Genomic DNA, 23,025 nt, shown 5'->3' with positions numbered 1-23,025 from the left:
GCCGCGGCGTTCTCGCCTTTGCCGGGGCGATCGGCTTATAGAGGATCACGACAGACTTAAGGAAAAGGGACCGCATGATACCCGTCAATGACATTCAAGGACTGAAGGTTCTCATCACCGGCGCGAGTTCCGGCATCGGGGCGGCTGCAGCGCGGGCCTTTTCGCGCTCCGGCGCCGAGGTGACCATTCACTACAATAGGCGCCGGGAAGAGGCCGAAAGCCTTGCCGCGGCCCTGCGCGAGGAAGGCGGCACGGCCCATGTCGTCTCCGGCGACGTGACCCGGGCCGAGGACGCCGAGGACATCGTCGCGCGGTCCGTGGCGATGATGGGCGGGCTCGACTGCCTGGTGAACAATGCCGGCGCCATACTGCGCTCGCCGTCGGCCGATTTCGACGAGGCGATCTATGATCGGGTCTTCGACCTCAACACCCGTTCGATCCTGCGCATGGTGCGCCATGCGGGGCCTGCCCTGAAAGCGAGTGACCGCGCCTCGGTCATCAATCTCGGATCGATCGCCGGCCGCAACGGCGGCGCGCCGGGCTCCGGCCTCTATGCCGCCGCCAAGGCCGCCGTGCATTCGCTGACGCGGGCTTTGGCGCGGGAGATGGCGGCAGACGGCGTCCGCGTCAACGCGATTTCGCCCGGCGTCATCGAAACGCCCTTCCATGACGAGACGCCGGAATCCGCGCTCAACGCGGCGCTCGCCGCGATCCCGCTCGGCCGACTCGGCACGGCGGAAGACTGCGCCTGGAGCTTCGTCTTCCTCGCCTCGCCGACCATGGCCGGCTATATCACCGGCCAGATCCTCGATATCAACGGCGGCCAGTTAATGCCTTAGGCGGGCGTCCCTGTCGCCGGCGGAGACCAGCCGGTTGCGCTCCATCATCAGCCCCCAGTTCTGGGCGGAGGCAAGGTGCAGCGCGATGGCGTCCGTCCAGCCCTTCTCCGTCCACTGCTTGAGCGTGCGGGCGGGGAGGTTGCGGTAACGCTCGTGGTCGATGACGCTGAAGCCGTCGAGCCGGTAGCGGCTCTTGTCGGGGAACTCCATGTCCACATGGCGGGCGAGCAGGATATCGGCCTCGGCGATTGCCTTCAGGAAGGCCGCGTCCTGGGCGCGGTGCTGGTGATAGGCCTCGCAAAGCTCCAGCATCGGCGCGACCGTCTTGCTCGCCGTCCCGTCGTCGTTGAAGATCGGCGCGGCCTCGGGGTTCTCGGCAAGCGGCTTCACGCGGTCGCTTTCGCTGTCATAGGCGAGATAGCGCGTGTCCTCGTCGGGCGACTGCACCAGAATGAAGGGATAGCGGCGGATATAGGCGGGCACATAGGCATGCGGCGCCCAGCTTCCGTCCTTTTCCAGCATCAGGTTCTGGCCCTGCCTGAGGCCGACAATGGCGACAGGGGCGGGCTGGCCGGCAGCCTCGATGAAGACGATCGGATATTGGCGCACGGCCGGCATGAACTCGCTCACCGAAAGCGGGATCGCCGTTGCCTCGGCGGAGAAGGCGTAATCGTCCCGCGCCACCAGACCGAGGCCCTTGTGCTCTTCGAAGCGCAGCACCTGCGGCTTCTTGTAGAAAAGCGGCATGGCGTTTTCAGTGGTCATCGATCAGGTCTCCTTCATGCGACGGCCGGAATGCGTCTTCTACTATCGATGCCGGTTGGCGACAATCGTCAGGTTAAGTCTCTTTCGTGATGCCGGGCTGCATGTCGCAATTTCTCGTACAGGTTGAGGCTTCGGTTGAAACACGCCCGCGTCTGCCGCTTTCGGGGCCTGATGCTGTTGACAGCGTCACGCCCCGTTGCGAAGGTTTACAAGTTCTTAACAACACGAGAGAGCATGACAGGAGCGGGGACATGAAATCATCAATGACGGCGCTGATGGGGACAATGGCGCTAGCGGTCCTTGCAGGTTGCAGCGGCGGCGGGGGAGGCGGGGGGCCGCTCGCCCCGAACGCGCTCGGCTATTATGGGGATGTCGACACCTGGAACGCGGCCGTGACGGGCTCGGGATCGGCGTCGGCCAATATCCAGATGAATGGCGACGGCACGGTCGGCGTCGAAATCACAGGCGGGCCCGATACGGGCGAAACGGCGCTCTTCTATCCGGACGGCGAAGGCTATACGGCCAATCTTGGCGATGGCGCCGAAGCCTATATGCGACTCGGCTACTTTGGCGTCGACGGGATCAAGGACGGGCCTGTGGTCGCCCTGATCGACGCCGACACCTGGGATGACAACGTCGTGGCTATGGCGTTTCGCTCGACCGACGGCGTGACCGCGCCGGGCGACATGCCCTTGGCGGGCCGCGCGACCTATTCCGGCCAGCATCTCGGCGCGGCGGCGCTTCCGGGCGAGTATCTCGACTATATCGACGGCTCGTTCAACGCCAATGTGGATTTCGGCAGTGGACAACTGGCCGGGGCGATGGACACCCAGGTGGGCGACGTCACCTTCCAGGCGACGATTTCCGGTTCGGAATTCAACTCCAATGCCAATTCGATTGCCGTCGGCAATGATTATGTAAATGTCGATCAGGCAAACTCGAACGTGAACGGGGCCTTTTACGGCAATCGCGCTGCCGGCATCGCCGGAACCTACAGGGTGAACGGCGCGCGGGCTGATGCCGGGGCGGGCATGATCGGCACCTTTGTCGGCGAACGGAACTGAGTTTTCGCGCTTTGAACATCTCGCCGGGCCGGCCGGCCCGGCGTCTTCTGTATCGCGTTTAGTTCCGGGATTTTCATGCGGCATTTTCTGTCATTGATGCGTTTGAGGCTGTCAGGCGGCCTGGCGGGGCTTGCCTTTCTGTTGACGGTCTTCGCCGCCGGCATGGCCTTTGCGGTCGTCAATCCGTTTCCGCAAATCAAGGTGCTGATCGAGAGCGGCCAGTATGAGAAAGCGATGGCGCTTTCGGCGCAGCTTTCCGACGACCCTGAGCTTTCCGCGCTGTCGCAGCAATTCACCTATGCGCTTATCCTGAAGCATGAGGGCCACTTCAGGGAAGCGGCGATCCTGATGCGCGGCGTTCTCGACAAGAAGCCGGATTTCACCCGCGTGCGCCAGGAGCTTGCCCACACGCTGGCGCTGATGGGCGAGAAGAAGGCGGCGATCTATCATTTCTCGCTTCTGGCCGACAACGCGCCGAGCGAATCGCTCCGCTCCTTCTACGAGGACTTCATCGACCGGGTGAATATCGACCGCCCCTGGACGCTTGGCGGTTACCTCGCCATTGCGCCAAGCACCAATATCTCCAACGCCACGGATCAGAGCCTTGTCCATGTCGGCGGCATTCCGCTTGCGCCCGGCACGAAGGCGGAAAGCGGCGTGGGGCTCAATTACGGCGTCAACGGCACCTATTCCTTCGATCTCGTCGACGACCTGTCGCTGACCTTCGGCGGCTCCGTCACCGGCCTTGCCTACAGGGAAAAGGCCTATAACCAGACCCAGTTCGGCGGCTTCTCGCAGCTTTCCTGGCGCAACGACCCGTGGATTTTCAGCGGCGGCATGGCGGCGGAATATGTGCTGATGGGCAATGAGCCTTACCGCGTCGGCTATGGTCCGGTCTTTTCCGTGCGACGCTCCTTCGGGCCCTTCGGCGTCACGTCGGCCAATTTCTCGTTCCAGTGGCTCGATTATCACGACATGGATGCCTATGATGGCTACCAGGCCGGCATGAGCATCAACCATCGCTATGCGCTGACGCCATCGAGCAGCATCCGCATGGGCGGGGGGTTCAACTATGTCTCCGCCGAAAAGGACTTCAATTCCTATTCCGGCTACAACATCAACGCCAAATATGCCCGCGAATGGTCGGGCGGGATACTGACCGACATAGAGGTCGAGGGCACGCTGCGGGACTATGAGGGCGATTTTCCGCTGATGACCAAGTCGCGGCTTGACCGCAGGCTCGACATAGCCGTCGGCGCCACCTTTCGCACGCTTGCGATGAAAGGCTTCGCGCCGCGCCTCGAATATGCCTATTCGAAGAATTTCTCCAATGTCGAACTTTACGAATACGACAAGAGCACGGTTTCGCTGTTCGTCACCAAACAGTTCTGACCTCAGCAGAAAAACGGCTCGGTCGTCTTCCGCACGGCTGTGCTGAAAGCCTCCTCGACATGGCGGAGCGGGATCGCGTCGATGTCGCCTTCGCCGCTGCCGATCAGCGCGGCGAACCGGCCGTAAACGGCCTCATATTCGCGCTGCCGCCTGTCGAGAAGCAAGGCGCCGTTGAAGGCGAGCCGCTCGCCGCTGCGGTCAAGCAGGAGCATGCCGCGGTCGGTTTCAACCTCGAGCGCCTTGTCGTCAGCGCCCTCATGGTTCCAGTCGAAGGCGGCGGTGAACGCGTCGCAGCCCTCCATGGCGATATCGAGTTCGGCCGTCACCGGAACCCTTCGGTTCTCCGGATATGCGAGCCTCGCGCCCTGAACGGCAAAGGAGCCCGGCAGAACGGCCGAGGCGAGCGACAACCCGTTGATTCCCATGTCGAAAACGCCGAGGCTTTCGGGCTCGAAGATCCAACTCTGGTCGGGATGCCAGCGGCGCACATCTTCCTTCCAGGTCAAGCGTACCGAACGGATGCGGGCGTCCGAGAGCAGGTCCCGCGCCGTGGCGACGCCGGGCGCAAAGCGCGAATGCCAGGCGGCAAACAGCGAGAGCCCCTTCGCCGCGGCTTTCTGTCGCAGCGTGTCGACCTCCTCCAGCCTTGCCGCCGGCGGCTTTTCCAGGAGCACATGCTTGCCGGCATCGAGGGCTTCGGCGGCGAGCGCGAACCGGGCCGCCGTCGGCACGCAAAGCGCCACGCAATCGACCTCCGGTCCGTCTTTGAAAAGCCCGGAAAGATCGGAGAAGACCGGAATGCCCTCGGGCGCGGTCCCCTTGGTGACGATCGCGGCAAGCTCGAAATCCCCGTTCCGGTCGATGGCCGGGCGATGCTCGTCGCCGGCGATCTTGCCGTAGCCGACAATCGCGATCCTGAAAGCGCTCATGCTGTCCTCGATGCCTCGGCAGGCCGAAGGAATGGCGGGCCTGCCCATCACCGTTAAAGCATTTCGCAGCCAGATGGAACCATCCGATGTCCGCGAAAATGCGTCAAAACAAAGAGATAGAGCGGTTCCGCGCCTCCATCAAAGGCGGGACCGATCCAGCGCCCGGAGGTCTGATGGAAAGGGCCGGGCCACCTTCAGCGGCCGATCAGGTCTTCGGGAAACTGTTCGGGCCTCATCTTGATTTCCCGGTCGATAAGAGCGAGCACCCGTTCGACCGGCGGCGGCTGGACGGCGGTTACGCGCTGGATGATCGAATAGGGGCTGACATCAATGCTTTCGCGCACGGGCAACTGGCAGATATCAGCCCCCAGCCTGCCGTCGATGTGCAGGAAATCCGCCACCGGGCGGGCTACCGGCGTCACGGCGTCCGTGTCGGCAATGATGGCGAGCGACAGAAGCGGCGACGTGGTGACAAAAACGTGACGGGGCAGGGTGAAGCCGTTGGCGAGAAGATGCGCCTCGATCGAGCGGCGCATCGGCGCCCCGACGGGCTGCAGCACCCAGTCATAGTCCAGGCATGCCCCGATCGAGATCGGACCCCTGTCGCACAGCGGGTGGCCGGTGCGGGCGATCATGTTGATCGGCTCGACGCCGAGCGGGCGCATGGTCACCGATTTGGCATCTACCTCCTCTGGCAGGCGGCCGATGTAAAAATCGAGATCATGGGAGAAGAGCGCCTCGGCGAGCTTGTCGGAGGTATCGACCAGAACCGAAAGCTCGATCTCGGGATAATTCTCCCGAAGTTCATGGATCACCGGCAGCACGAGCTGCATCGAGGGGCCGGTCACCGCGCCGATCCTCACCTGGCCGCGGGCGCCGTCAACGATCTGCGATATCTCCTGGTGAGCGCTGTCAAGCTGGTTCAGGATAATCATCGCCTGGCGCGCCATGGCCTGCCCGGCCTCGCTCAACACGACGCCGCGGCCATGGCGCTCATAAAGCTTCGCGCCGACGGTGTGCTCGAGTTCGGACAGGAGACGCGAGGCTGCCGACTGGGTCATGCCCAGCTGCGCCGCGGCCGAAGAAATCTGCCCCTTGCGGTCGAGAAGGGCAATCAGGCGCATCTGCGAGAAGCGCAGACCGCGGCGGATAAATTCGTCCTGACTTTTCTGGCGTGGGTCGTGCGCCATGATATCCATACCAATTCTGCTATATCAGAAACACGATTATTCATTTGTCCGTATGGCGGGAAATTGCAAGAATTCCCCACGTCGCAAGGCCTTTTTAGCGCAGAAAAAGCGGGCACATCACCCCTTTCGCCCTGTGGCAGGCCGACACGGTTTCGCCGGGAGGAAAAGGCCGAAAACCGTGTCAACCTTGGCATTGCGATGGATCGGCCGCAAGGGCCGAAAGGCAGGGTCTCCCCATCCGGCGGAGGCCGGTGCCGGAACGGCAATCAAGATTGCCATCTGTTCCTAACGGGAGGACAAGACTGATGAAATCGATATTTCTAGCAGGCGTCGCCGCCTTCACCCTCGCAGCGACCGCCGCATCGGCGCAGACCGTCGGCTTTTCGCAGATCGGCTCGGAATCGGGTTGGCGCGCAGCCGAGACGACGCTGACCAAACAGCAGGCCGAAGAGCGCGGCATCGACCTGAAATTCTCCGATGCCCAGCAGAAACAGGAAAACCAGATCGCCGCGATCCGCGCCTTTGTCGCGCAGGGCGTCGATGCCATCCTGCTCGCCCCGGTCGTCGCAACGGGCTGGGATTCGGCGTTGGAAGAGGCAAAGGATGCCGACATTCCGGTGGTCCTGCTTGACCGTCAGGTCGACAGTTCCGACGATCTCTACCTGACGGCGGTCGGCTCCAACCTCGTGCATGAGGGCGAAGTAGCCGGCCAGTGGCTGGTGGATACGGTGGGCGACCAGCCCTGCCGCGTTGTCGAGTTGCAGGGCACGACCGGTTCGTCGCCCGCCATCGACCGCGCCACCGGCTTCCGCAATTCGCTGGAAGGCCATGACAATCTCGAGATCGTCCGCAGCCAGACCGGCGACTTCACCCGCTCGCAGGGCAAGGAAGTCATGGAAAGCTTCCTGCAGGCCGAGAACGGCGGCGCCGACATCTGCGCGCTCTATGCCCATAATGACGACATGGCCGTCGGCGCCATCCAGGCGATCAAGGAAGCCGGCCTCAATCCCGGCGATGACATCCTGATCGTCGCGATCGACGCCGTGCCGGACTACTTCAAAGCGATGGCCGAGGGCGACGCCAACGCCACGGTGGAACTGACGCCGAACATGGCCGGACCGGCCTTCGATGCGCTGGAAGCCTACTGGGCCGACGGCACCATGCCGCCGAAATTCATCCAGACGGAATCCAGGCTCTATACCCAGGCTGACGATCCCGAAGGCGAGTACGAGCGCCGCAAGGGCCTCGGCTACTAAGCCGCTTCCTCCCGGGTGCGGTCGGGACGTCAATGTCCCGGCCGCCTCGGTTCATGATCATGGCGCCGCGCGATCGATCCAAGGTGCTGGGAAATGCTTCTGACAATCAAAAATCTCACCAAGACCTTTGTCGGCATGAAGGCGCTCGATGACGTCTCCTTCGAGCTTGAAGCCGGCGAGGTGCACGCCCTCCTCGGCGAAAACGGCGCCGGCAAATCGACCCTGATCAAATGCCTGACCGGGGCCTACAGTCGCGATTCGGGCGTCATCACGCTGAATGGCGGCACGATCTCGCCGCGTTCCACGCTGGAAGCCCAGGAACTGGGCATCGGCACGGTCTATCAGGAGGTCAACCTCCTGCCGAACCTGACGGTTGCCCAGAACCTCGTCTTCGGGCGTGAGCAGCGCCGGTTCGGCATTATCGACGGGCGGGCGATGCGGCGCGATGCCGAGGCGATGCTGGAAGGCTATGGCCTTGATATCGACGTCAACCGCGATCTCGGCAGCTATTCGGTGGCTGTCCAGCAGATCGTCGCCATTGCCCGCGCGGTGGCGCTCTCCGGCAAGGTGCTGATCCTTGACGAGCCGACCGCAAGTCTAGACACGCGCGAGGTCGAAATGCTGTTCGAGGTCGTCCGGCAATTGCGCGACAAGGGCCTCGGCATCATCTTTGTTTCGCACTTTCTCGATCAGGTGTTCGCGCTCACCGACAGGGTGACGGTGCTTCGAAACGGCTGCAAGATCACCACCGAAAAGACCGCGGAACTCGATCGGGTGCGGCTGATTTCCCATATGCTCGGCCGCGAACTGGACGAGGCGGAAGAGATCGGCACGCGTCGCGAGACCGAAGGGCGGGTCAGCGAGAAACCGCTTCTCCAGTTTAACGGCGTCGGGCGGAAGAACTTCGTCGAGCCCTTCGATCTTGACGTGCACAAGGGCGAGGTGATCGGTCTTGCCGGGTTGCTCGGCTCGGGGCGTACGGAAACGGCAGAACTCGTCTTCGGCGTGCGCACCGCCCAATCTGGAACGGTTTCCGATGATCACGACAAGATTTCGATCGGCAGCCCGCGCGACGCGATCGCCGCTGGCTTCGGCTTTGCTCCGGAAGACCGCAAGACCGACGGCATCATCGCAGACCTGTCCGTGCGCGAGAATATTGCGCTGGCGCTGCAGGCCCGGCGCGGCTGGGCGCGGCCGATCAGCCGGAGCGAACAGGCGCGGCTTGCGGCCGACTATATCGAAAAGCTCGATATCCGCACCTCGAGCGCGGAAAAACCGGTCGGCGAGCTTTCCGGCGGCAACCAGCAGAAGGTGGTGCTTGCCCGCTGGCTGGCGATGAACCCGCGCTTCCTTATCCTTGACGAGCCGACGCGCGGCATCGATGTCGGCGCGCATGCCGAGATCCTGCATCTCATTCACCAGATCACGGCCGAGGGCATGTCGATCCTGATCATCTCCTCCGAACTCGACGAGCTGATCGCGGTTTCCGACCGGGTCATCGTTGTGCGCGACCGCCGCCATGTGGCTGAACTGACCGGCGCGGACATCGCCACGGAGAACATCGTCAAGGCAATTGCCAGCTCGGCAGCCGAGAGAAGGGAGACGGTCTGATGCCAGGCGGTCTGAAGCGGGTCATCCCGCAACTTGTAACGCTCGTCTTTCTCGTGGCGCTGGTCAGCCTTTTCTTCCCGACCTTCCTGCAGGTCGAGTATTCCGGCGGCCGCTTTGTCGGGCCGGTGATCGATGTCCTGAAACGGGGTGCGCCCGTGGCCCTGCTGGCGATCGGCATGACGCTCGTTGTCGCGACGCGCGGGATCGACCTTTCGGTCGGCACCGTGATCGCGATTTCCGGCGCGGTCGGCGCGGCGACGATCGCAAGCGGTTACGGCCTTGTGCCCGCGCTTGTCACGGCGATCGCCGCAGGGCTTGCCGCAGGTCTTTTCAACGGCATTCTGGTCGCCTTCATCGGCATACAGCCGATTGTCGCGACGTTGATCCTGATGATCTCCGGGCGGGGCATCGCGCAGTTGATCACCGAGGGGCGGATCCTGACCTTCAATCTGCCGAGCTTTGCCTTTCTCGGCTCCGGCCAGGTGCTCGGCATCCCGGTTCCTGTATGGATCTGGGTGCTGACGGCGGCCCTCGTTATCCTTCTCGTTCGCCGCACGGCGCTCGGGCTGCTGATCGAATCGATCGGCGTCAACCGGCGGGCAAGCGCGCTTGCCGGCGTCAATGCGCGGGTTCTGCTGATTGCCGTCTACATGGCATCGGGGTTCTGCGCGGCGCTTGCCGGCATCATCATAACGGCGGATATTCGCGGCGCGGACGCCAACAATGCCGGGCTCTGGCTGGAGCTTGACGCGGTGCTGGCAACCGTTATCGGCGGCAATTCGCTGCTTGGCGGGCGGTTCTCGATCTCGGCCGCCGTCATCGGCGCGATGATCATCCAGACGATCGACACCGGCATTCTGCTGGCGGGTTTCCCGTCGGAATACAATCTGGTGATCAAGGCGGTTCTGGTCGTCATCATCCTGGTGCTGCAATCGCCCAACATCACCGGCGACCTGAAGTTCTTGAAACAGAACCTGTTTGCGGGGCGCGCCAAGCCCGAAGCCCGGCAGGAGGCAGGCAAATGAAAAATCCGCGTCTTTATCCGTTGTTTGCCACCATCGCCATCTTCATCGTGGCCTATGCGATCTGCTACATCCAGTTTCCGTTCATGCTGTCGACCCGGGTAGCGGGCAATCTTCTGACGGACAATGCCTATCTCGGAATCGTCGCTGTCGGCATGACGGTGGTGATCCTGTCGGGCGGGATCGATCTATCGGTCGGCTCGGTGATTGCTTTTTCCGGCGTGTTCATCGCCGTCCTCCTGCGCGATACCGGGCTTCACCCGCTCGTCGTCTTTGCCCTGCTTCTGGCGGTCACGACGGCCTTCGGCGCGGCCATGGGCTGGCTGATCTACACGCTCGGCATGCCCGCTTTCATCGTGACGCTGGCCGGCATGTTCCTGGCGCGCGGCGTCGCCTACATGCTGACGATCGATTCGGTGCCGATTGACAATCCTTTCTTCGACATGCTGCAGGGGGCCTACTGGCTGATGCCGGGCAAGGGGCGGCTGACGCTGATCGGCGTCGTCATGCTGATCGCCTTCGTCATCGGCCATTTCGTCGCCCACAAGACCCGTTTCGGCGCCAATGTCTTCGCCATCGGCGGCGGCCAGCAGACGGCAGCGCTGATGGGCTCGAAGATCGGCCAGACGACGGTGCTGATCTATGCCTTCTCCGGCTTCATGGCCGGTCTTTCGGGCATCGTTTTCGCCATCTACACCGGCTCCGGCTATCCTTTGGCGACGGTGGGTACCGAGCTGACGGCGATTGCGACCGTGGTCATCGGCGGCACGCTTCTGACCGGAGGCGCGGGATATGTCTTCGGTACGCTGTTCGGCGTGTTGACCATGGGCCTGATCCAGACCTACATCGTTTTCGACGGCACGCTTTCCAGCTGGTGGACCAAGATCGCGATCGGCATCCTGCTTCTGCTCTTCATCGTGCTGCAGAAGGGGCTTCTGAAACTGACTGTCGAACGCACCGCGGCACCCTGACCCTGCAAGAGAAGGTTGCCGGCGCGGACAAGGCGGCGTCGGCAACACAATGAGACAATAAGAACGAGGCACACAATGTTCTCCATCGGAATCGATTACGGAACCAATTCGGTTCGCGCGCTCGTTGTGGGCTGCGACGACGGTTTTGAATACGGAACCCATGTCTACAACTACCCGAGCGGCGACCAGGGCGTGCTGTTGGACCCGTCCGACCCGCTGCTCGCGCGCCAGAGCCCGGCGGACTATCTGAAAGGGCTCGAGGAAAGCGTGCGCGGCGCGCTCGCCGAGGCGGCAAAGCACGAGGCCTTCGATCCGGCGAAGGTGATCGGGATCGGCATCGATTCAACCGGTTCCAGCCCGCTGCCGGTGGACGAGAAAAACGGCGCGCTGGCGATGGACCCGCGTTTCACCGACAATCTCAACGCCCATTGCTGGCTGTGGAAGGACCATACGAGCTGGCGCGAGGCGGAAAAAATCACTGCCCTCGGCAAGGCGGAACGGCCCGAATACCTCGCCATGGTGGGCGATACCTATTCATCGGAATGGTGGTGGTCGAAGATCTGGCACTGCCTCAATGTCGACCGGAGCGTCTTTGATGCGGCGGCCTCCTGGGTCGAGCTTGCCGACTGGATTCCTTCCGTGCTTGCCGGCGTCAGGGCGCCGGCCGATATCAAGCGCGGCGTGTGCGCCGCCGGCCACAAGGGCCTCTACAATCCCAAATGGGGGGGGCTGCCGGACAAGGAATTTCTCGGCAAGCTCGATCCGGCCATCGCCGAGCTGCGCGACCGGCTCTATGACACGGCGCAGGATATCTCGGTGCCCGCCGGCACGCTCTGCCCTGAATGGGCGGAAAAGCTCGGCCTGCCGGAAGGCATCGCGATCGCCACCGGCGCCTTCGATAACCATCTGGGCTCGATCGGCTGCGGCATCGAGGAGGGCATGCTGGTCAAGGTCATCGGCACCTCGACCTGCGACTGCGCGATCGTCGATCTCTCCAAATCCGACACGATCCCGGGCGTCTGCGGCATCGTCGAAGGCTCTATTCTGCCGGGCTTTTTCGGTATCGAGGCCGGACAGTCTGCCGTCGGCGACATCTTCAAGTGGTGGGTGGAGCGCGTCTGCCAGGGCGGACCGGAACTGCACCGCGAATTGACGGAAGAAGCGACCGCGATGAAACCTGGCCAGAGCGGCCTTCTTGCGCTTGACTGGAACAATGGCAATCGCACGATCCTTGTCGATCAGCGGTTGACGGGGCTGATCCTAGGCCAGACGCTCTATTCGACCCGCGCGGAAATCTATCGCGCTCTTGTCGAGGCGACCGCGTTCGGCGCGCGCGCCATCGTCGAGCGGATGACGGATTTCGGCGTGCCGATCGACAAGGTCGTCTGCGCCGGCGGCATCGCCGAAAAGAACCCGATGCTGATGCAGATCTATGCCGATGTGATGAACCGCACCATGCTGGTCACGCGCTCGGCCCAGACCTGCGCGCTGGGCGCTGCCGTGGCGGCCGCCGCCGTTGGCGGATCGCATGAGAATATCGGCGAAACGACGCGCGCGATGACCGGGCTGAAGGACATCCGCTACGACCCCATTCCCGAGAACGTCGCGATCTATGAGGAGCTCTACGGGCTTTACCTCACGCTTCACGATGGTTTCGGCGGCATCACCCGCGACAGCGACATGTCGCAGGTGATGAAGGATTTGATCGAAATTCGGGACAAGGTGCGCGGCTGAGCCCGCCCCGTCCCGCCAATTGCAGAAGGATGAATAGGATGATCGGCCTGAAGCCCCTCAAAATCTGGTTCGTGTGCGGCTCGCAGCACCTTTACGGACCCGAAGCGCTGGCGGAAGTCGACGCGCAGTTCAACGCCATCGCCGCCGCCCTGTCCAAGGACGGCAAGCTGCCGCTCGAGATTGTGCCGCAGCCCGTCGTCAAGAGCCCGGCGGAAGCCGCTGAACTTGCCGTGCGCGCCAATTCCGACCCCGAATGCGGCGGTCTGATCCTCTGGATGCACACATTCTCGCCGTCGAAAATGTGGATCCGCGGACTCTCCATGCTCAACAAGCCGTTCCTGCATTTCCATACGCAATATGCCCGCGAACTGCCGTGGGATACGATCGACATGGACTACATGAACCTCAACCAGTCGGCCCATGGCGACCGCGAGGCGGGCTTCATCCATACCCGCATGCGGCTTGGCCGCAAGGTGGTCTCCGGTCACTGGTCGGACCCCGAAGTCCATGCCCGGATCGACGCCTGGATGCGCGCCGCGCGCGCCTGGGACGACTGGCAGGGCGGCCGTTTCTGCCGCTTCGGCGACAATATGCGCGAGGTGGCGGTGACCGAGGGCGACAAGGTGGCAGCCGAAATGAAGCTCGGCTTTTCCGTCAACGGCTACGGCATCATGGACCTCGTCGACGTGATGAACACGCTTGCCGACGATGACGTCGCAGCGCTCGCGGCCGAATACGAGAACCGGTATGATGTCGTCGATGTGCTGAGACGAGGCGGCGCGCGCCACGACGCGCTGCTGAACGCCGCGCGCCAGGAGCTCGGCCTGAAGGCCTTCATGGAGGCCGGCGGCTTCAAGGGCTTCACCGACACGTTCGAGGACCTGCACGGCATGGAAACGCTGCCGGGCATGGCGACCCAGCGGATGATGGCGGCGGGCTACGGCTTTGCCGGCGAGGGTGACTGGAAGACGGTGGCGCTGGTCAGGGCGCTGAAGGTGATGGGCCACGGCATGAGCGGCGCGACATCGTTCATGGAGGATTACACCTATCACATGGCGCCGGGCCAGGAGCAGGTGCTCGGCTCGCATATGCTGGAAGTCTGCCCGACGATAGCCGACGGCAAGCCGAAGGTGGAGATCCACCCGCTCGGCATCGGCGGCAAGGCCGATCCGGTGCGCATGGTTTTCAACGCGAAGCTCGGACCGGCGCTCAACGCAAGCCTGATGGACATGGGCAACCGCTTCCGCCTGCTGGTGAACGAGGTCACCTCCGTGCCCCACCCCGACCTGCCGAACCTGCCGGTCGCGCGCGCGGTCTGGGAATGCAAGCCGGACTTCAAGACCGCGCTTTCGGCGTGGATCCTTGCCGGCGGCGCCCATCACACCGCCTACAGCAATGACGTGACAACGGAGATGCTGGACGATTTCGCCACCATGGCGGGGATCGAACTTGCGGTGATCAACGATGACACGAAGCTTGACCGCTTCAGGCAGGATCTTCGCAACAACGAGATCTACTGGCATCTCGGTCTCGGCATCAAGGCGTGAGAAAGGGCATCTGATGTATACGGAAATCCGGCGCGAGGCCTATGAAGCCAACCTCGCGCTTCCACGCCACGGGCTGATCAACCTGACCTTCGGCAATGCAAGCGCCGCCGACCGCGACAAGGGCGTCTTCGCCATCAAGCCCTCCGGCGTCGATTATGACGATTTGTCGCCGGAAAACATGGTGATCGTCGATTTCGACGGAAAGATCGTGGAGGGCAATCTCAGGCCCTCCTCCGACACCCCGACGCATCGCTGCCTGCTGATGGCCTTCGAGGGCATCGGCGGTGTGGTCCATACCCATTCCACCAAGGCGACGGCCTTTGCCCAGGCGGGCAAGCCCATCCCGAATTTCGGCACCACCCATGCCGATTATTTCTACGGCGAGATTCCGGTGACGCGGAAGATGACGCCGGAGGAGATCGCGTCCGCTTACGAATGGGAGACCGGCAATGTCATCCTCGAACGATTCAAGGGCCTGAATCCGCTCGATTTTCCGGGTGTTCTCGTCAATCGTCATGCGCCGTTCACCTGGGGCAAGTCGGTGGCGAAGGCGGTCGAGGTTGCCGTCGCGGTGGAGTGTATCGCCGAGATGGCGCTGATGTCGATGCAGCTCAATCCGGGCCTGCAGGCGATCGAACAGGAACTGCTCGACAAGCATTTCCTGCGCAAGCACGGGGCGACGGCCTATTACGGCCAGCCGGAATAGGCGGGACATTCCGGGGCCATCCGGGCGTGTCTGGATTGGTGTCGGTTTCGGCCCCGTATATCATGTTGAACTGAAGCAAGCCTCACCCTAGTGTTAGGGTCACCGGATCGGGCCGCAGGCCCGGCCGGTTGTCATCCAAGAGAGGTTTGCTCCGCCGATGAAATCGCTGCGCCGTCTGTTTACTTCGCCGAAGCCGAAATCCGCACCGCGCCCGGAGCCGGCGCCGAGTTTTCGCGGCGGCCTGCCGAAGCCAGACCGCGCCTTTGTCGCGATCGGCGACATTCACGGCTGTGCCGAGAACCTGGAGCGGCTTTGGGAAAAGCTCGATCGGGCGGTGCCCGACCTGCCCCTGGTGCATGTCGGCGATTATGTCGATCGCGGTGATCATTCGGCGAAGGTTCTGGACATGCTGTTCGCCCGGCAAAAGGAACGTGCCGATGTCATCTGCCTCAAGGGCAATCACGAGGAGATGTTTCTCGAGTTTCTTGACGATCCTTTGCAGAATGGCGAGCGCTGGCTGCGTTATGGCGGCCTGCAGACCGTCGCCAGTTTCGGGCCGACGGGGGACGCCTACGGCAGGAAGGACATTCCGCGCCTGCGCGATGCGGTGATTGAACAGCTCGGAGAGGAGCGGCTCGACTGGCTGAAGGAGATGCCGCTTGTCTGGACGAGCGGCAACATGGCCGTGGTCCATGCCGGCGCCGATCCGCGCAAGCCGCTTGACGAGCAGTCTTCCCGAAACCTCACCTGGGGACATCAGGCCTTCGGCCAGTTGCCGCGCCGCGACGGGAAGTGGATCGTTCACGGCCACACGATCGTTCAGGTGCCGCAGATGGCCAATGGCGTGATCTCCATCGACACCGGCGCCTATGCCACCGATCGCCTGACGGCGGCGATCATCAGGCCGGATCGCGAGGTTGAGTTCCTCCAGGCCACATCGGGCAAGCCTGCCCGCTGAACTGTCTGAAGCTTGTCATGATACAATTGACGAGACCGCGAGCCGCCTGGTCCTGCTGATCCTGGCGCCGTGGGTCGTTTGCACAAAAGAAAACGCCCACCGGGGGAGGAGGATCCGGTGGGCGTCATCATGGTGACCAGCGATTGGGAGGAGGAGGATCGCTGGTCCAGATCGAAGCGCGCTGGGAGGAGGAGGGCGCGGCTCCGAAAACTTTTTCCGCGGCCCGCTCAGGCGGGCCGGGTCAATTCCTTAGAACGCGGCCTTGCGGGCAACGCGACGGATATCTTCGCGATTGATGCCGAGGTCGTGCAGTTCGCGGTTGCTCATGCGGCCAAGCTCGGTCACGGTTTCGCGGTATTTGAGCCAGTTGTTGAACGAACGAGTCATGCTCATTTCCGGTCTCCTGTGTTGGCTTCGTCTTCGCTGTTGTTGATCCCTATATACGCGGTGGCTTTGCGATGAGGCAGTGGGGCAAAAGCAATGCCCCTATGCAAAAAACGCAAGGCTCTATTTGTATGCCTTAAATGTGGGCAGATGGCGGGCGAGGGCGTCGCGCCGGCTTTTCGCCGAAGCGGCCGCGCCTGCAAGAGAAAGCGCGATGCGTGGCTTCAATAGGTTCGTCCTTTGTGCGTCCGAATGGACGCAGGGCGCACTAACGGCCGAATCCCGGGACGAAGAGCGAACCGACCGCGATCGTCCCGTCGATGATCCTGAGGCCGATTTGGCCGTTCTGCTTCGTATAGATGTCCGGATGGGCGGCAAGAAGACGCGCCTTCTGCAGATCGTCGCATCCCTGCATTCCGCCTGCGAAATGATGGCCGTTACGCTCGACATCGGCGAGGCCCAGGGTGGCCGCCACCAGGGTGTCCTGCTGCCAGCAGAGGCCCGGCTGGCATGTCAGGTCTTCCGCCGAAATGAAGACCCGTCTGCCCTCGGCGCGGGCTGCCTGCACGCGGCAGAAGTTGAGAAGCGCGCGCAGAACGCCCTTGCAGGATTTGATCGATGTTCCCGACCAGCCGCGTTCCAGCGCGCTCGCAAAGGCCCCATCATGATCGTCGCTTTCATCGATGACCAGCGGGAAACGTCCGATCTCCGGCGTGATGTCGTGTGCAAGCGCTTCCTCCCGGTCGAAAGGCTGTTCGATGAAGGCAATCGCCTCGCGGAAGGAAGACAGCGTCGCGTCGGCAACAAGCCGGTCGAGAAAGCCGGCAAACCGCGCAGCGGAGTATTGTTCGTTGGCATCGAGCGTCACGCGCAAACCGTCCATGGCGCCCACGATCCGGGCAATCGCCGAAAGCCTGTCGATATCGGCGTCCGGGTCGCCCTTGAGCTTGATCTTGAAGGCGCGGATGCCGGTGGCGCGGATGATCGCTTCAAGACTGACCGGACGGCCGTCTTCGGGCATCTCCGTCGGGACCGCTGCCGCCGTCAAAGGAGCGTCGAAACCGATGGTCTGGCGCGGCGTGATCGCCGGCAGCGGGGCGATGCGGGCGAGCGTCGCTGTGATTGTCTGCGGCGCGATATCGGGCGCCGTCATGGCCGCCACGCCGAAGAGATCGGCCCGTGCAGCCTGGGTGAAGTTAAGGCCGAAGGCAAAGCACAGCGCGTCGATCAACGCCATTTCGACAAGGGCGGGGCCGAAATGGGCGGCAAGGCGCGGCGTGCCGGCGGGCATCGCCGCTTCAGTGCCGGCGCGCAGGCGGGTTGTCGCTTCGCCGATCGTTTCCCCTGAAATGGTCTCGGCCAGCCGGCAGGCAATCTCCAGCGACAGGCGCAGATCCGCGACTGTCTCGTCATTGCTGCGGACGGCGCGCTTGTCGAACCAGCGTGGCACGAGAAGCTGGGCGGAGCGCCCTTCCGCCCGTTTGCCGCCGACGGTGATCGTCAGCGAGACAACGCCCTCTTCCGTCTCGGTGACGACGCTGTTGCCGAAATGAAATGGCAGGCGGAAGCGGACCCGCCGCGTGGCGAAAGAGACGGCGTTGACCTCAAGCCGCGGCGCGTCCGTCATCCGCCTCTCCCGAGCGCGCCATGACGGGTTTTGGCGAACGGTGCGCTGGCCCTGGCTGTGGCGACGGCAAGAGGCTTCATGCCTCCTCCCCTTTTTGCCTCAGCCAGCCGACCACGGCCTCGGTGGCGCGTCTGGCGTGAGCGTTGAGCCCCTGCTCGCTGGTGTCGAAACCGAAGACCTCGGCAAGCGTGAAACGGTTGGACACCGGAAAATAGCAGAGCGAGGCGATCATGATATAGACCTCGAGCGGCTTGGCGCGGCGCTTGAAGACGCCGTCCTCCCAACCGCGCTTGAGCACGTCCGAAAGCTTGACCAGAAGCTTCGACTGGATTTCGCGCCGGTCTCCGATGGCACTGACGGAAGAGCCGTGCCGCAGGTTCTCTGTGTTCAGCATGGTGATGAACCAGGGTCGGGTGCGGAAATGGGTCATTGTGAACATCACGAGCGCGGCGACCGCCTCTTCCGGCGAAAGCGCGTCGAGGGCGAGTTTTTCCTCGCCGGCGCGGATCTGCACATAGGCCTCCCGCAGCGCCGCCTTGTAGAGCTCGTCCTTGTCGCCGAAATAGTCGTAGAGCAGCGGCTTCGAAAGTCCCGCTTCGGCGGCGATCCGGTCGACGCGCGCTCCGTCATAGCCGACGGAGGAAAATTCATCGAGCGCGGCCTGGAGGATAGCGGCGCGCGAGGCCTCCGCGTCGCGCACGCCCCGCCTTGCCCTTGTTGCCGTCGCCTTGCCGCTTCTCGCCACTGCGTCTCTCCCTAATCCGCGCCGTTGCCCGTCTCTTCCCTGTTAGCACTGCCGCCTTTGCGTTTGAACTGCAGAAGACGACGAACCGGCGGGATAGAAAGCAGGATGATCAGAGCGATCACGATCGCAAAGCCCGCCGAGACCGGTCGTGTGAAGAAGGCTGTGATGTCGCCGTTCGACAGAATGAGGCCGCGTCTCAGGCTCTTGTCGAGCAGGCTGCCGAGAATGATGCCGAGCACGAGCGGGGCCATCGGATAGTTCAGCCTGCGCAGCACATAGCCGACGACGCCGAAGAAGAACATGACCCAGATGTCGAAGATCCGCTGGGTCAACGCATAGGGCCCGATGACGCAGAGGCAGAAAACCAGGGGCATCAGGATGGTGCGCGGCACTTTCAGAACGCGGACGAAGACCGGCGTCAGCGCCATGCCGAAAACGCCCATGGCAATCGTCGCAAAGATCAGCATCACGGCAATGGTGTAGATCATTTCCGGCTGGTCGAACATGATCATCGGGCCGGGGCGCACGCCATGCAGGAAGAGCGCGGCAATCAGCACGGCGGCGGAAGCCGAGCCCGGGACGCCGAGCGTCAGCGTCGGGATCAAAGAGCCCGGCACCACGGCGGAATTGCCTGTTTCGGCTGCGATCAGACCCTCCTGACTGCCCTTGCCGAATTCCGCGCGCTCCTTCGAATGGCGCTTGGCGGCGGCGTAGGAGCCCCAGGCGCCGATATCCTCGCCCACGCCGGGAATGATGCCGACCAGGGTGCCGATGACGCCGCTTTCGAACACGGTGCGCTTGTAGCGCCACACGCTTTTCAGCAGGTCTCGGATCGGGGCGGGGACGGATTTCTTCTCCACCATCTGGGCGGCCGGCAGCGTCATGGCGAACAGAACCTCGGCAAAGCCGAAAGCGCCGACCATCGCCGGAATCAGGTCGATGCCGCCATTCATCTGCTGGATGTCGAAATTGAAACGGACATAGGAATGAATGCCTTCCGAGCCGATCATCGCCACCGAAAGCCCGATGAGGCCGGCCATATACCCTTTCAGCGGCTCGCCGGAATGGGTGAGCTGGCCGGAAATGACGATGCCGAACAGCGCCAGCCAGAAGAATTCATAGGAACCGAAGCCGAAGGCGGCTTCCGCCAGGGGCGGCGCAATCGCGATCAGCATGACAATGCCGACCAGCGTGCCGAGCATGGAGCCGAGCGTCGCGATCGCCATGGCAAGCGCGCCCTTGCCCTGGCGCACCAGGGGAAACCCGTCGAGCGCGGTTGCGGCACTTGCCGGCGTTCCGGGAATATTGAGCAGGATGGCGCTGCGCGAGCCGCCGTAGATCGCGCCCACATACATGCAGATCAGCACCAGGATCGCCGCGTCGCGGTCGAGCGAATAGGTCAGCGTCGTCAGAAGCGCGACGCCCATGGTCGCCGTCAGGCCGGGCAGCGCGCCGACGAAAATGCCGAGCAGCGTCGCCCAGACGACGTTGAACAGCATCATCGGCGTCGAAAGGTTGGCGAAAGCGGAGAAAAGCGCGTCGAAAACCGTGTTCATGGCAGTCGCACCAGAAAGAGATCCTCAAAGAGATATGACAGCGCGCCGCCGAAGGCGACGGCGATGATCACGGCACGCGCGATCATGAAAAACAGCGCCCTGCGCGGCATGCCGGAGGAAAATTCGAAGATGATGATGAAGCTTGCGACAAACAGGCTGCTCGCAGCCCAGAAGTGGATGCGTCCGACGAGAAAAAGCGCATAGGCGGCGCAGATCGCGATAAGGCCCAGAAGCTTCAGCAACTCCGCGCGCGCAATGAGACCGGACACATGGGCGCCGTCATCATTTTCCCTTAGGCGCATCAAGCCCCAGAGCTGCAGCCCGGCCACAATTGTGATGGCAATGCCGAGGATCATCGGCAGCAGGCCGGGAATGCTGGCGGGGTGAATGCGCCGCATCTCCAGCCGATCCATGGTCAAACCGCCGACGAACTGGGCAATGCCGATCGCCAGAAGAATGACGGTCACGGTAAGGTCTACGGAACGTAACTTCAGCATGTCGTCCTCCGGGTTTCGGGCGTGAGTGAGACGGCGGGCGCGAGGACGCCTTTAGTCCTTGCCTCGACCATATGTGCCGAGAGAAGAGGGCAGGGCCCGCCGGCCCTACCGCAAGATCCGGCCCCGGCGCCAGAGCATGTCCGCGTCTCCTTGAATCGTGGACATGCTCTAACCTTTTGTTTTTCCGCGCGTCCGGACGGAAAACCGGGTTCCCCTTCTCCTGGACGCGCCCTATTCGCAGGTGATGCCGAGTTCCGACGGGTCCTTGACGGCCTCGCCCCGCGATTTGAGCGCACAGGCTTCCGAGATCACCACGGGCATGGCGCGCTCGCGGGCCTGATCGCCATAACTCGGATTGAACATGGCGCCGCGTTCATTGGCGTATTTCTTCAGCGCCGGAGCGTTCATCACATGCTCTTCCCAAACCTGGTCGACGGTATCGTAGACCTCCTGAGGCGCGCCGGCGGGGATGAAGACGCCGAAATAATCTGGCGCCACATGCATGTCGAGCCAGTTGGTGACCGGCGGAACCGGCTCCAGGCCTTCGATCTCGAGCGGCGTGTCGGAAATGACGGCGAGTGGGCGCAGGCGACCGGCCTTGATCATCTCCGTCTGCTCCACGGCCAGCTGCGTGGTCATGTCGACCTCGCCGGAGGCCGCTGCGATCACGGCCGGATTGCCGCCGTCATAGGTCACCATGCGCGCGGTCATGTCGCCGCCGGCGGCATCCCTGAGCGCTGCCAGCGCCATGCCGCCCGACGAGGTGACGCCGGCGGTGCCGACGGTGACATTGCCGGTTTTCATGGCTTCCAGAAGCTCGCCGAAATCCTTGTAGGGCGCGTCGGCGTTGACCGAGATCACCGGCGCATTGGCGACATGGAGATAGACCCGGTAATCATCGATACCGGATTCCTCCAGAAGGCCCGAGACCTGATAGGTCGCGTTGTTGGCGATCGCGTTCGCCGTCCAGGTATAGCCGTCGCGCGGTGCGTCAAGCGCCGCCTTGGTGCCGATCGATCCGGAGGCGCCGGGCTGGTTGACGACGACGACCTCGGTCCCGAGCGCTTCTTCCAGGATCGGCGCGACGACGCGGGTAACCTGGTCGGTGGAGCCGCCGGCCGACCACGGCACGATGATGTTGATCGGGCGGTCGGGCTCCCATGTCTGTGCGGTTGCAGCGCCTGAGGCGATAACGGCGAATGCGGCCGTGGAAACGGCCAGATTCAAGAACGTGGTATGCATAGTCTCCTCCCTTGACGACCGGATGGTCGATTGAGTGCGCCCGGCCTGATGCCGGGTGCGGCGAATGCGCAGTTTCCGGGCCGCACCGCCGCCGGGGACTCCTCTTCCCTGAAAGCGCGGCGCGCAGCCACCTGCCTGCGCGGGCAGGCATGTTCCTCGTTCAGCAGTAACCGGCGGCCCGCGCGATGATCGTTTCCAGCACCTCGTCCGGGTCGCGCTTCCACCAGTTCTCCGCCGAGAAGATCTCGACCTCGTTGAGGCCGGCAAAGCCTTCCGCCTCCACGGCCCGGCGCAGGTCTGGAATGTCGATCACGCCGTCGCCCATCATGCCGCGATCATTCAGCATGTCGGTGGTCGGCACCAGCCAGTCGCACAGATGGAAGGCCATGAGCCGGTCTTTGCCCGCGCGCGCGATCTGTGCCTTGACGTCCGGGTCCCACCAGATGTGATAGACGTCCGCGGCGACGCCGATGCCGTCGCCGAGGCGATCGCAGATGTCGAGTGCCTGGGCCATGGTGTTCACGGCGGCGCGGTCTGCGGCATACATCGGATGAAGCGGCTCGATGGCGATCTTCACGCCGACGGTGCGGGCAAATTCAAGCGTCTTACCGAGACCTTCCTCGATCATGGCCCGCGCGCCCTCAAGGTCGCGGCTTCTGGGGGCAAGTCCGCCGACCACCATGACGAGGCAGGCCGCCCCGATGGTTGCCGCCTCATCCACGGCGCGGCGATTGTCGTCCAGCACGCTCTTCGTCAAGGCGCCTTCAGCCGTGTACCAGCCGCCGCGGCAGAGCCCGGAAACGGAAAGTCCGGCTTCGCGAAGCTGGCGCGCCGCTTTCTCCGCGCCGAGTGCCTGCAACTGGTCGCGCCATGGCGACACGCCGCCCAGGCCGTGGCGCGCGGCCCCGTCGATCGCCTTGTCGAGCGCCCATTGCGGGCGCGTCGTGGCGGTGTTCAGGGAAAGCCGTTCGGGAGTAATCGTCTCCATGC

21 protein-coding genes are annotated in these 23,025 nt (G+C 63.3%); 11 read left to right on the top strand and 10 right to left on the bottom strand.

All coding sequences use genetic code 11. The features are described 5' to 3' along the window. The first annotated feature begins 74 nt into the window (after window positions 1-74). Complete coding sequence (locus tag AZF01_RS16610; RefSeq protein WP_024710043.1) at window positions 75-839, top strand: SDR family NAD(P)-dependent oxidoreductase; 765 nt, start codon at window positions 75-77, stop codon at window positions 837-839. Here the strand turns inward: AZF01_RS16610 and AZF01_RS16605 are convergent. Further along, complete coding sequence (locus AZF01_RS16605; protein WP_024710044.1) at window positions 828-1,604, bottom strand: SapC family protein; 777 nt, start codon at window positions 1,602-1,604, stop codon at window positions 828-830. The two genes, AZF01_RS16610 and AZF01_RS16605, sit on opposite strands and share 12 nt — an antisense overlap. A gap of 251 nt (window positions 1,605-1,855) precedes the next feature. Here AZF01_RS16605 and AZF01_RS16600 point away from each other — a divergent pair, with 251 nt between their 5' ends. After that, window positions 1,856-2,668, top strand: coding sequence for a Slam-dependent surface lipoprotein (locus AZF01_RS16600; RefSeq protein ID WP_152534646.1), 813 nt, complete (start codon window positions 1,856-1,858; stop codon window positions 2,666-2,668). A gap of 75 nt (window positions 2,669-2,743) precedes the next feature. Further along, a complete protein-coding gene (locus tag AZF01_RS16595) occupies window positions 2,744-4,060 on the top strand; it encodes a surface lipoprotein assembly modifier (RefSeq protein ID WP_024710046.1) in 1,317 nt (438 codons plus the stop codon). Window positions 4,061-4,062: 2 nt separating this feature from the next. Here the strand turns inward: AZF01_RS16595 and AZF01_RS16590 are convergent, their stop codons facing one another. Both AZF01_RS16590 and AZF01_RS16585 read right to left on the bottom strand, forming a co-directional pair. Further along, window positions 4,063-4,989 (bottom strand): Gfo/Idh/MocA family protein, encoded by a 927-nt coding sequence (locus AZF01_RS16590; protein WP_024710047.1) that lies wholly within the window; start codon window positions 4,987-4,989, stop codon window positions 4,063-4,065. A gap of 194 nt (window positions 4,990-5,183) precedes the next feature. Continuing rightward, a complete protein-coding gene (locus tag AZF01_RS16585; protein WP_024710048.1) occupies window positions 5,184-6,188 on the bottom strand; it encodes a LysR substrate-binding domain-containing protein in 1,005 nt (334 codons plus the stop codon). 296 nt (window positions 6,189-6,484) lie between these two features. Between AZF01_RS16585 and ytfQ the strand changes: the two genes are divergently transcribed. The 8 genes from ytfQ (at window position 6,485) to AZF01_RS16545 (ending at window position 15,984) form a co-directional block, all read left to right on the top strand. Then, complete coding sequence (gene ytfQ / locus AZF01_RS16580; RefSeq protein WP_024710049.1) at window positions 6,485-7,435, top strand: galactofuranose ABC transporter, galactofuranose-binding protein YtfQ; 951 nt, start codon at window positions 6,485-6,487, stop codon at window positions 7,433-7,435. A gap of 93 nt (window positions 7,436-7,528) precedes the next feature. After that, the gene (locus tag AZF01_RS16575; protein WP_024710050.1) at window positions 7,529-9,046 is read left to right on the top strand and encodes a sugar ABC transporter ATP-binding protein; all 1,518 of its coding nucleotides are present in this window, start codon (window positions 7,529-7,531) and stop codon (window positions 9,044-9,046) included. Next, window positions 9,046-10,071, top strand: a complete 1,026-nt coding sequence (locus AZF01_RS16570; RefSeq protein WP_024710051.1) for an ABC transporter permease — start codon at window positions 9,046-9,048, stop codon at window positions 10,069-10,071. Before AZF01_RS16575 ends, AZF01_RS16570 begins: the two co-directional genes overlap by 1 nt. Then, a complete protein-coding gene (gene yjfF, locus AZF01_RS16565) occupies window positions 10,068-11,039 on the top strand; it encodes a galactofuranose ABC transporter, permease protein YjfF (RefSeq protein WP_024710052.1) in 972 nt (323 codons plus the stop codon). Before AZF01_RS16570 ends, yjfF begins: the two co-directional genes overlap by 4 nt. A 75-nt stretch (window positions 11,040-11,114) precedes the next feature. Further along, a complete protein-coding gene (locus AZF01_RS16560; RefSeq protein ID WP_024710053.1) occupies window positions 11,115-12,773 on the top strand; it encodes a ribulokinase in 1,659 nt (552 codons plus the stop codon). Between the two features lie 38 nt (window positions 12,774-12,811). Next, complete coding sequence (araA, locus tag AZF01_RS16555) at window positions 12,812-14,320, top strand: L-arabinose isomerase (RefSeq protein WP_024710054.1); 1,509 nt, start codon at window positions 12,812-12,814, stop codon at window positions 14,318-14,320. A gap of 13 nt (window positions 14,321-14,333) precedes the next feature. Beyond that, window positions 14,334-15,026, top strand: a complete 693-nt coding sequence (gene araD, locus AZF01_RS16550) for an L-ribulose-5-phosphate 4-epimerase AraD (RefSeq protein ID WP_024710055.1) — start codon at window positions 14,334-14,336, stop codon at window positions 15,024-15,026. A 157-nt stretch (window positions 15,027-15,183) separates the two neighbouring features. Beyond that, a complete protein-coding gene (locus AZF01_RS16545; protein WP_024710056.1) occupies window positions 15,184-15,984 on the top strand; it encodes a metallophosphoesterase family protein in 801 nt (266 codons plus the stop codon). A 249-nt stretch (window positions 15,985-16,233) separates the two neighbouring features. Here the strand turns inward: AZF01_RS16545 and AZF01_RS23580 are convergent, their stop codons facing one another. From AZF01_RS23580 to AZF01_RS16515, 7 genes are all read right to left on the bottom strand, one after another. Then, on the bottom strand, window positions 16,234-16,377 hold the full coding sequence (locus AZF01_RS23580; protein WP_081725895.1) for a DUF1127 domain-containing protein: 144 nt from the start codon (window positions 16,375-16,377) through the stop codon (window positions 16,234-16,236). Window positions 16,378-16,636: 259 nt separating this feature from the next. Continuing rightward, window positions 16,637-17,995 carry an enolase C-terminal domain-like protein gene (locus AZF01_RS16540; RefSeq protein ID WP_024710057.1) on the bottom strand — a complete coding sequence of 453 codons (1,359 nt, stop codon included), beginning with the start codon at window positions 17,993-17,995 and terminating at the stop codon, window positions 16,637-16,639. 76 nt (window positions 17,996-18,071) lie between these two features. Then, window positions 18,072-18,740 (bottom strand): TetR/AcrR family transcriptional regulator, encoded by a 669-nt coding sequence (locus tag AZF01_RS16535; RefSeq protein ID WP_024710058.1) that lies wholly within the window; start codon window positions 18,738-18,740, stop codon window positions 18,072-18,074. Window positions 18,741-18,751: 11 nt separating this feature from the next. Beyond that, window positions 18,752-20,296 carry a tripartite tricarboxylate transporter permease gene (locus tag AZF01_RS16530; protein WP_024710059.1) on the bottom strand — a complete coding sequence of 515 codons (1,545 nt, stop codon included), beginning with the start codon at window positions 20,294-20,296 and terminating at the stop codon, window positions 18,752-18,754. Next, window positions 20,293-20,793 (bottom strand): tripartite tricarboxylate transporter TctB family protein, encoded by a 501-nt coding sequence (locus AZF01_RS16525; protein WP_081725896.1) that lies wholly within the window; start codon window positions 20,791-20,793, stop codon window positions 20,293-20,295. The genes AZF01_RS16530 and AZF01_RS16525 overlap by 4 nt, the downstream gene beginning before the upstream one ends. A gap of 231 nt (window positions 20,794-21,024) precedes the next feature. After that, window positions 21,025-22,035 carry a tripartite tricarboxylate transporter substrate binding protein gene (locus tag AZF01_RS16520; protein ID WP_024710061.1) on the bottom strand — a complete coding sequence of 337 codons (1,011 nt, stop codon included), beginning with the start codon at window positions 22,033-22,035 and terminating at the stop codon, window positions 21,025-21,027. A 160-nt stretch (window positions 22,036-22,195) separates the two neighbouring features. Further along, window positions 22,196-23,023, bottom strand: coding sequence for a sugar phosphate isomerase/epimerase (locus tag AZF01_RS16515; RefSeq protein ID WP_024710062.1), 828 nt, complete (start codon window positions 23,021-23,023; stop codon window positions 22,196-22,198). Window positions 23,024-23,025: the final 2 nt, after the last annotated feature.

It is taken from the genome of Martelella sp. AD-3, assembly GCF_001578105.1.
Classification (GTDB): Bacteria; Pseudomonadota; Alphaproteobacteria; order Rhizobiales; family Rhizobiaceae; genus Martelella.
Note: the sequence above shows the minus strand (reverse complement) of the source record. Positions and strands in the feature narration are given on the sequence as shown.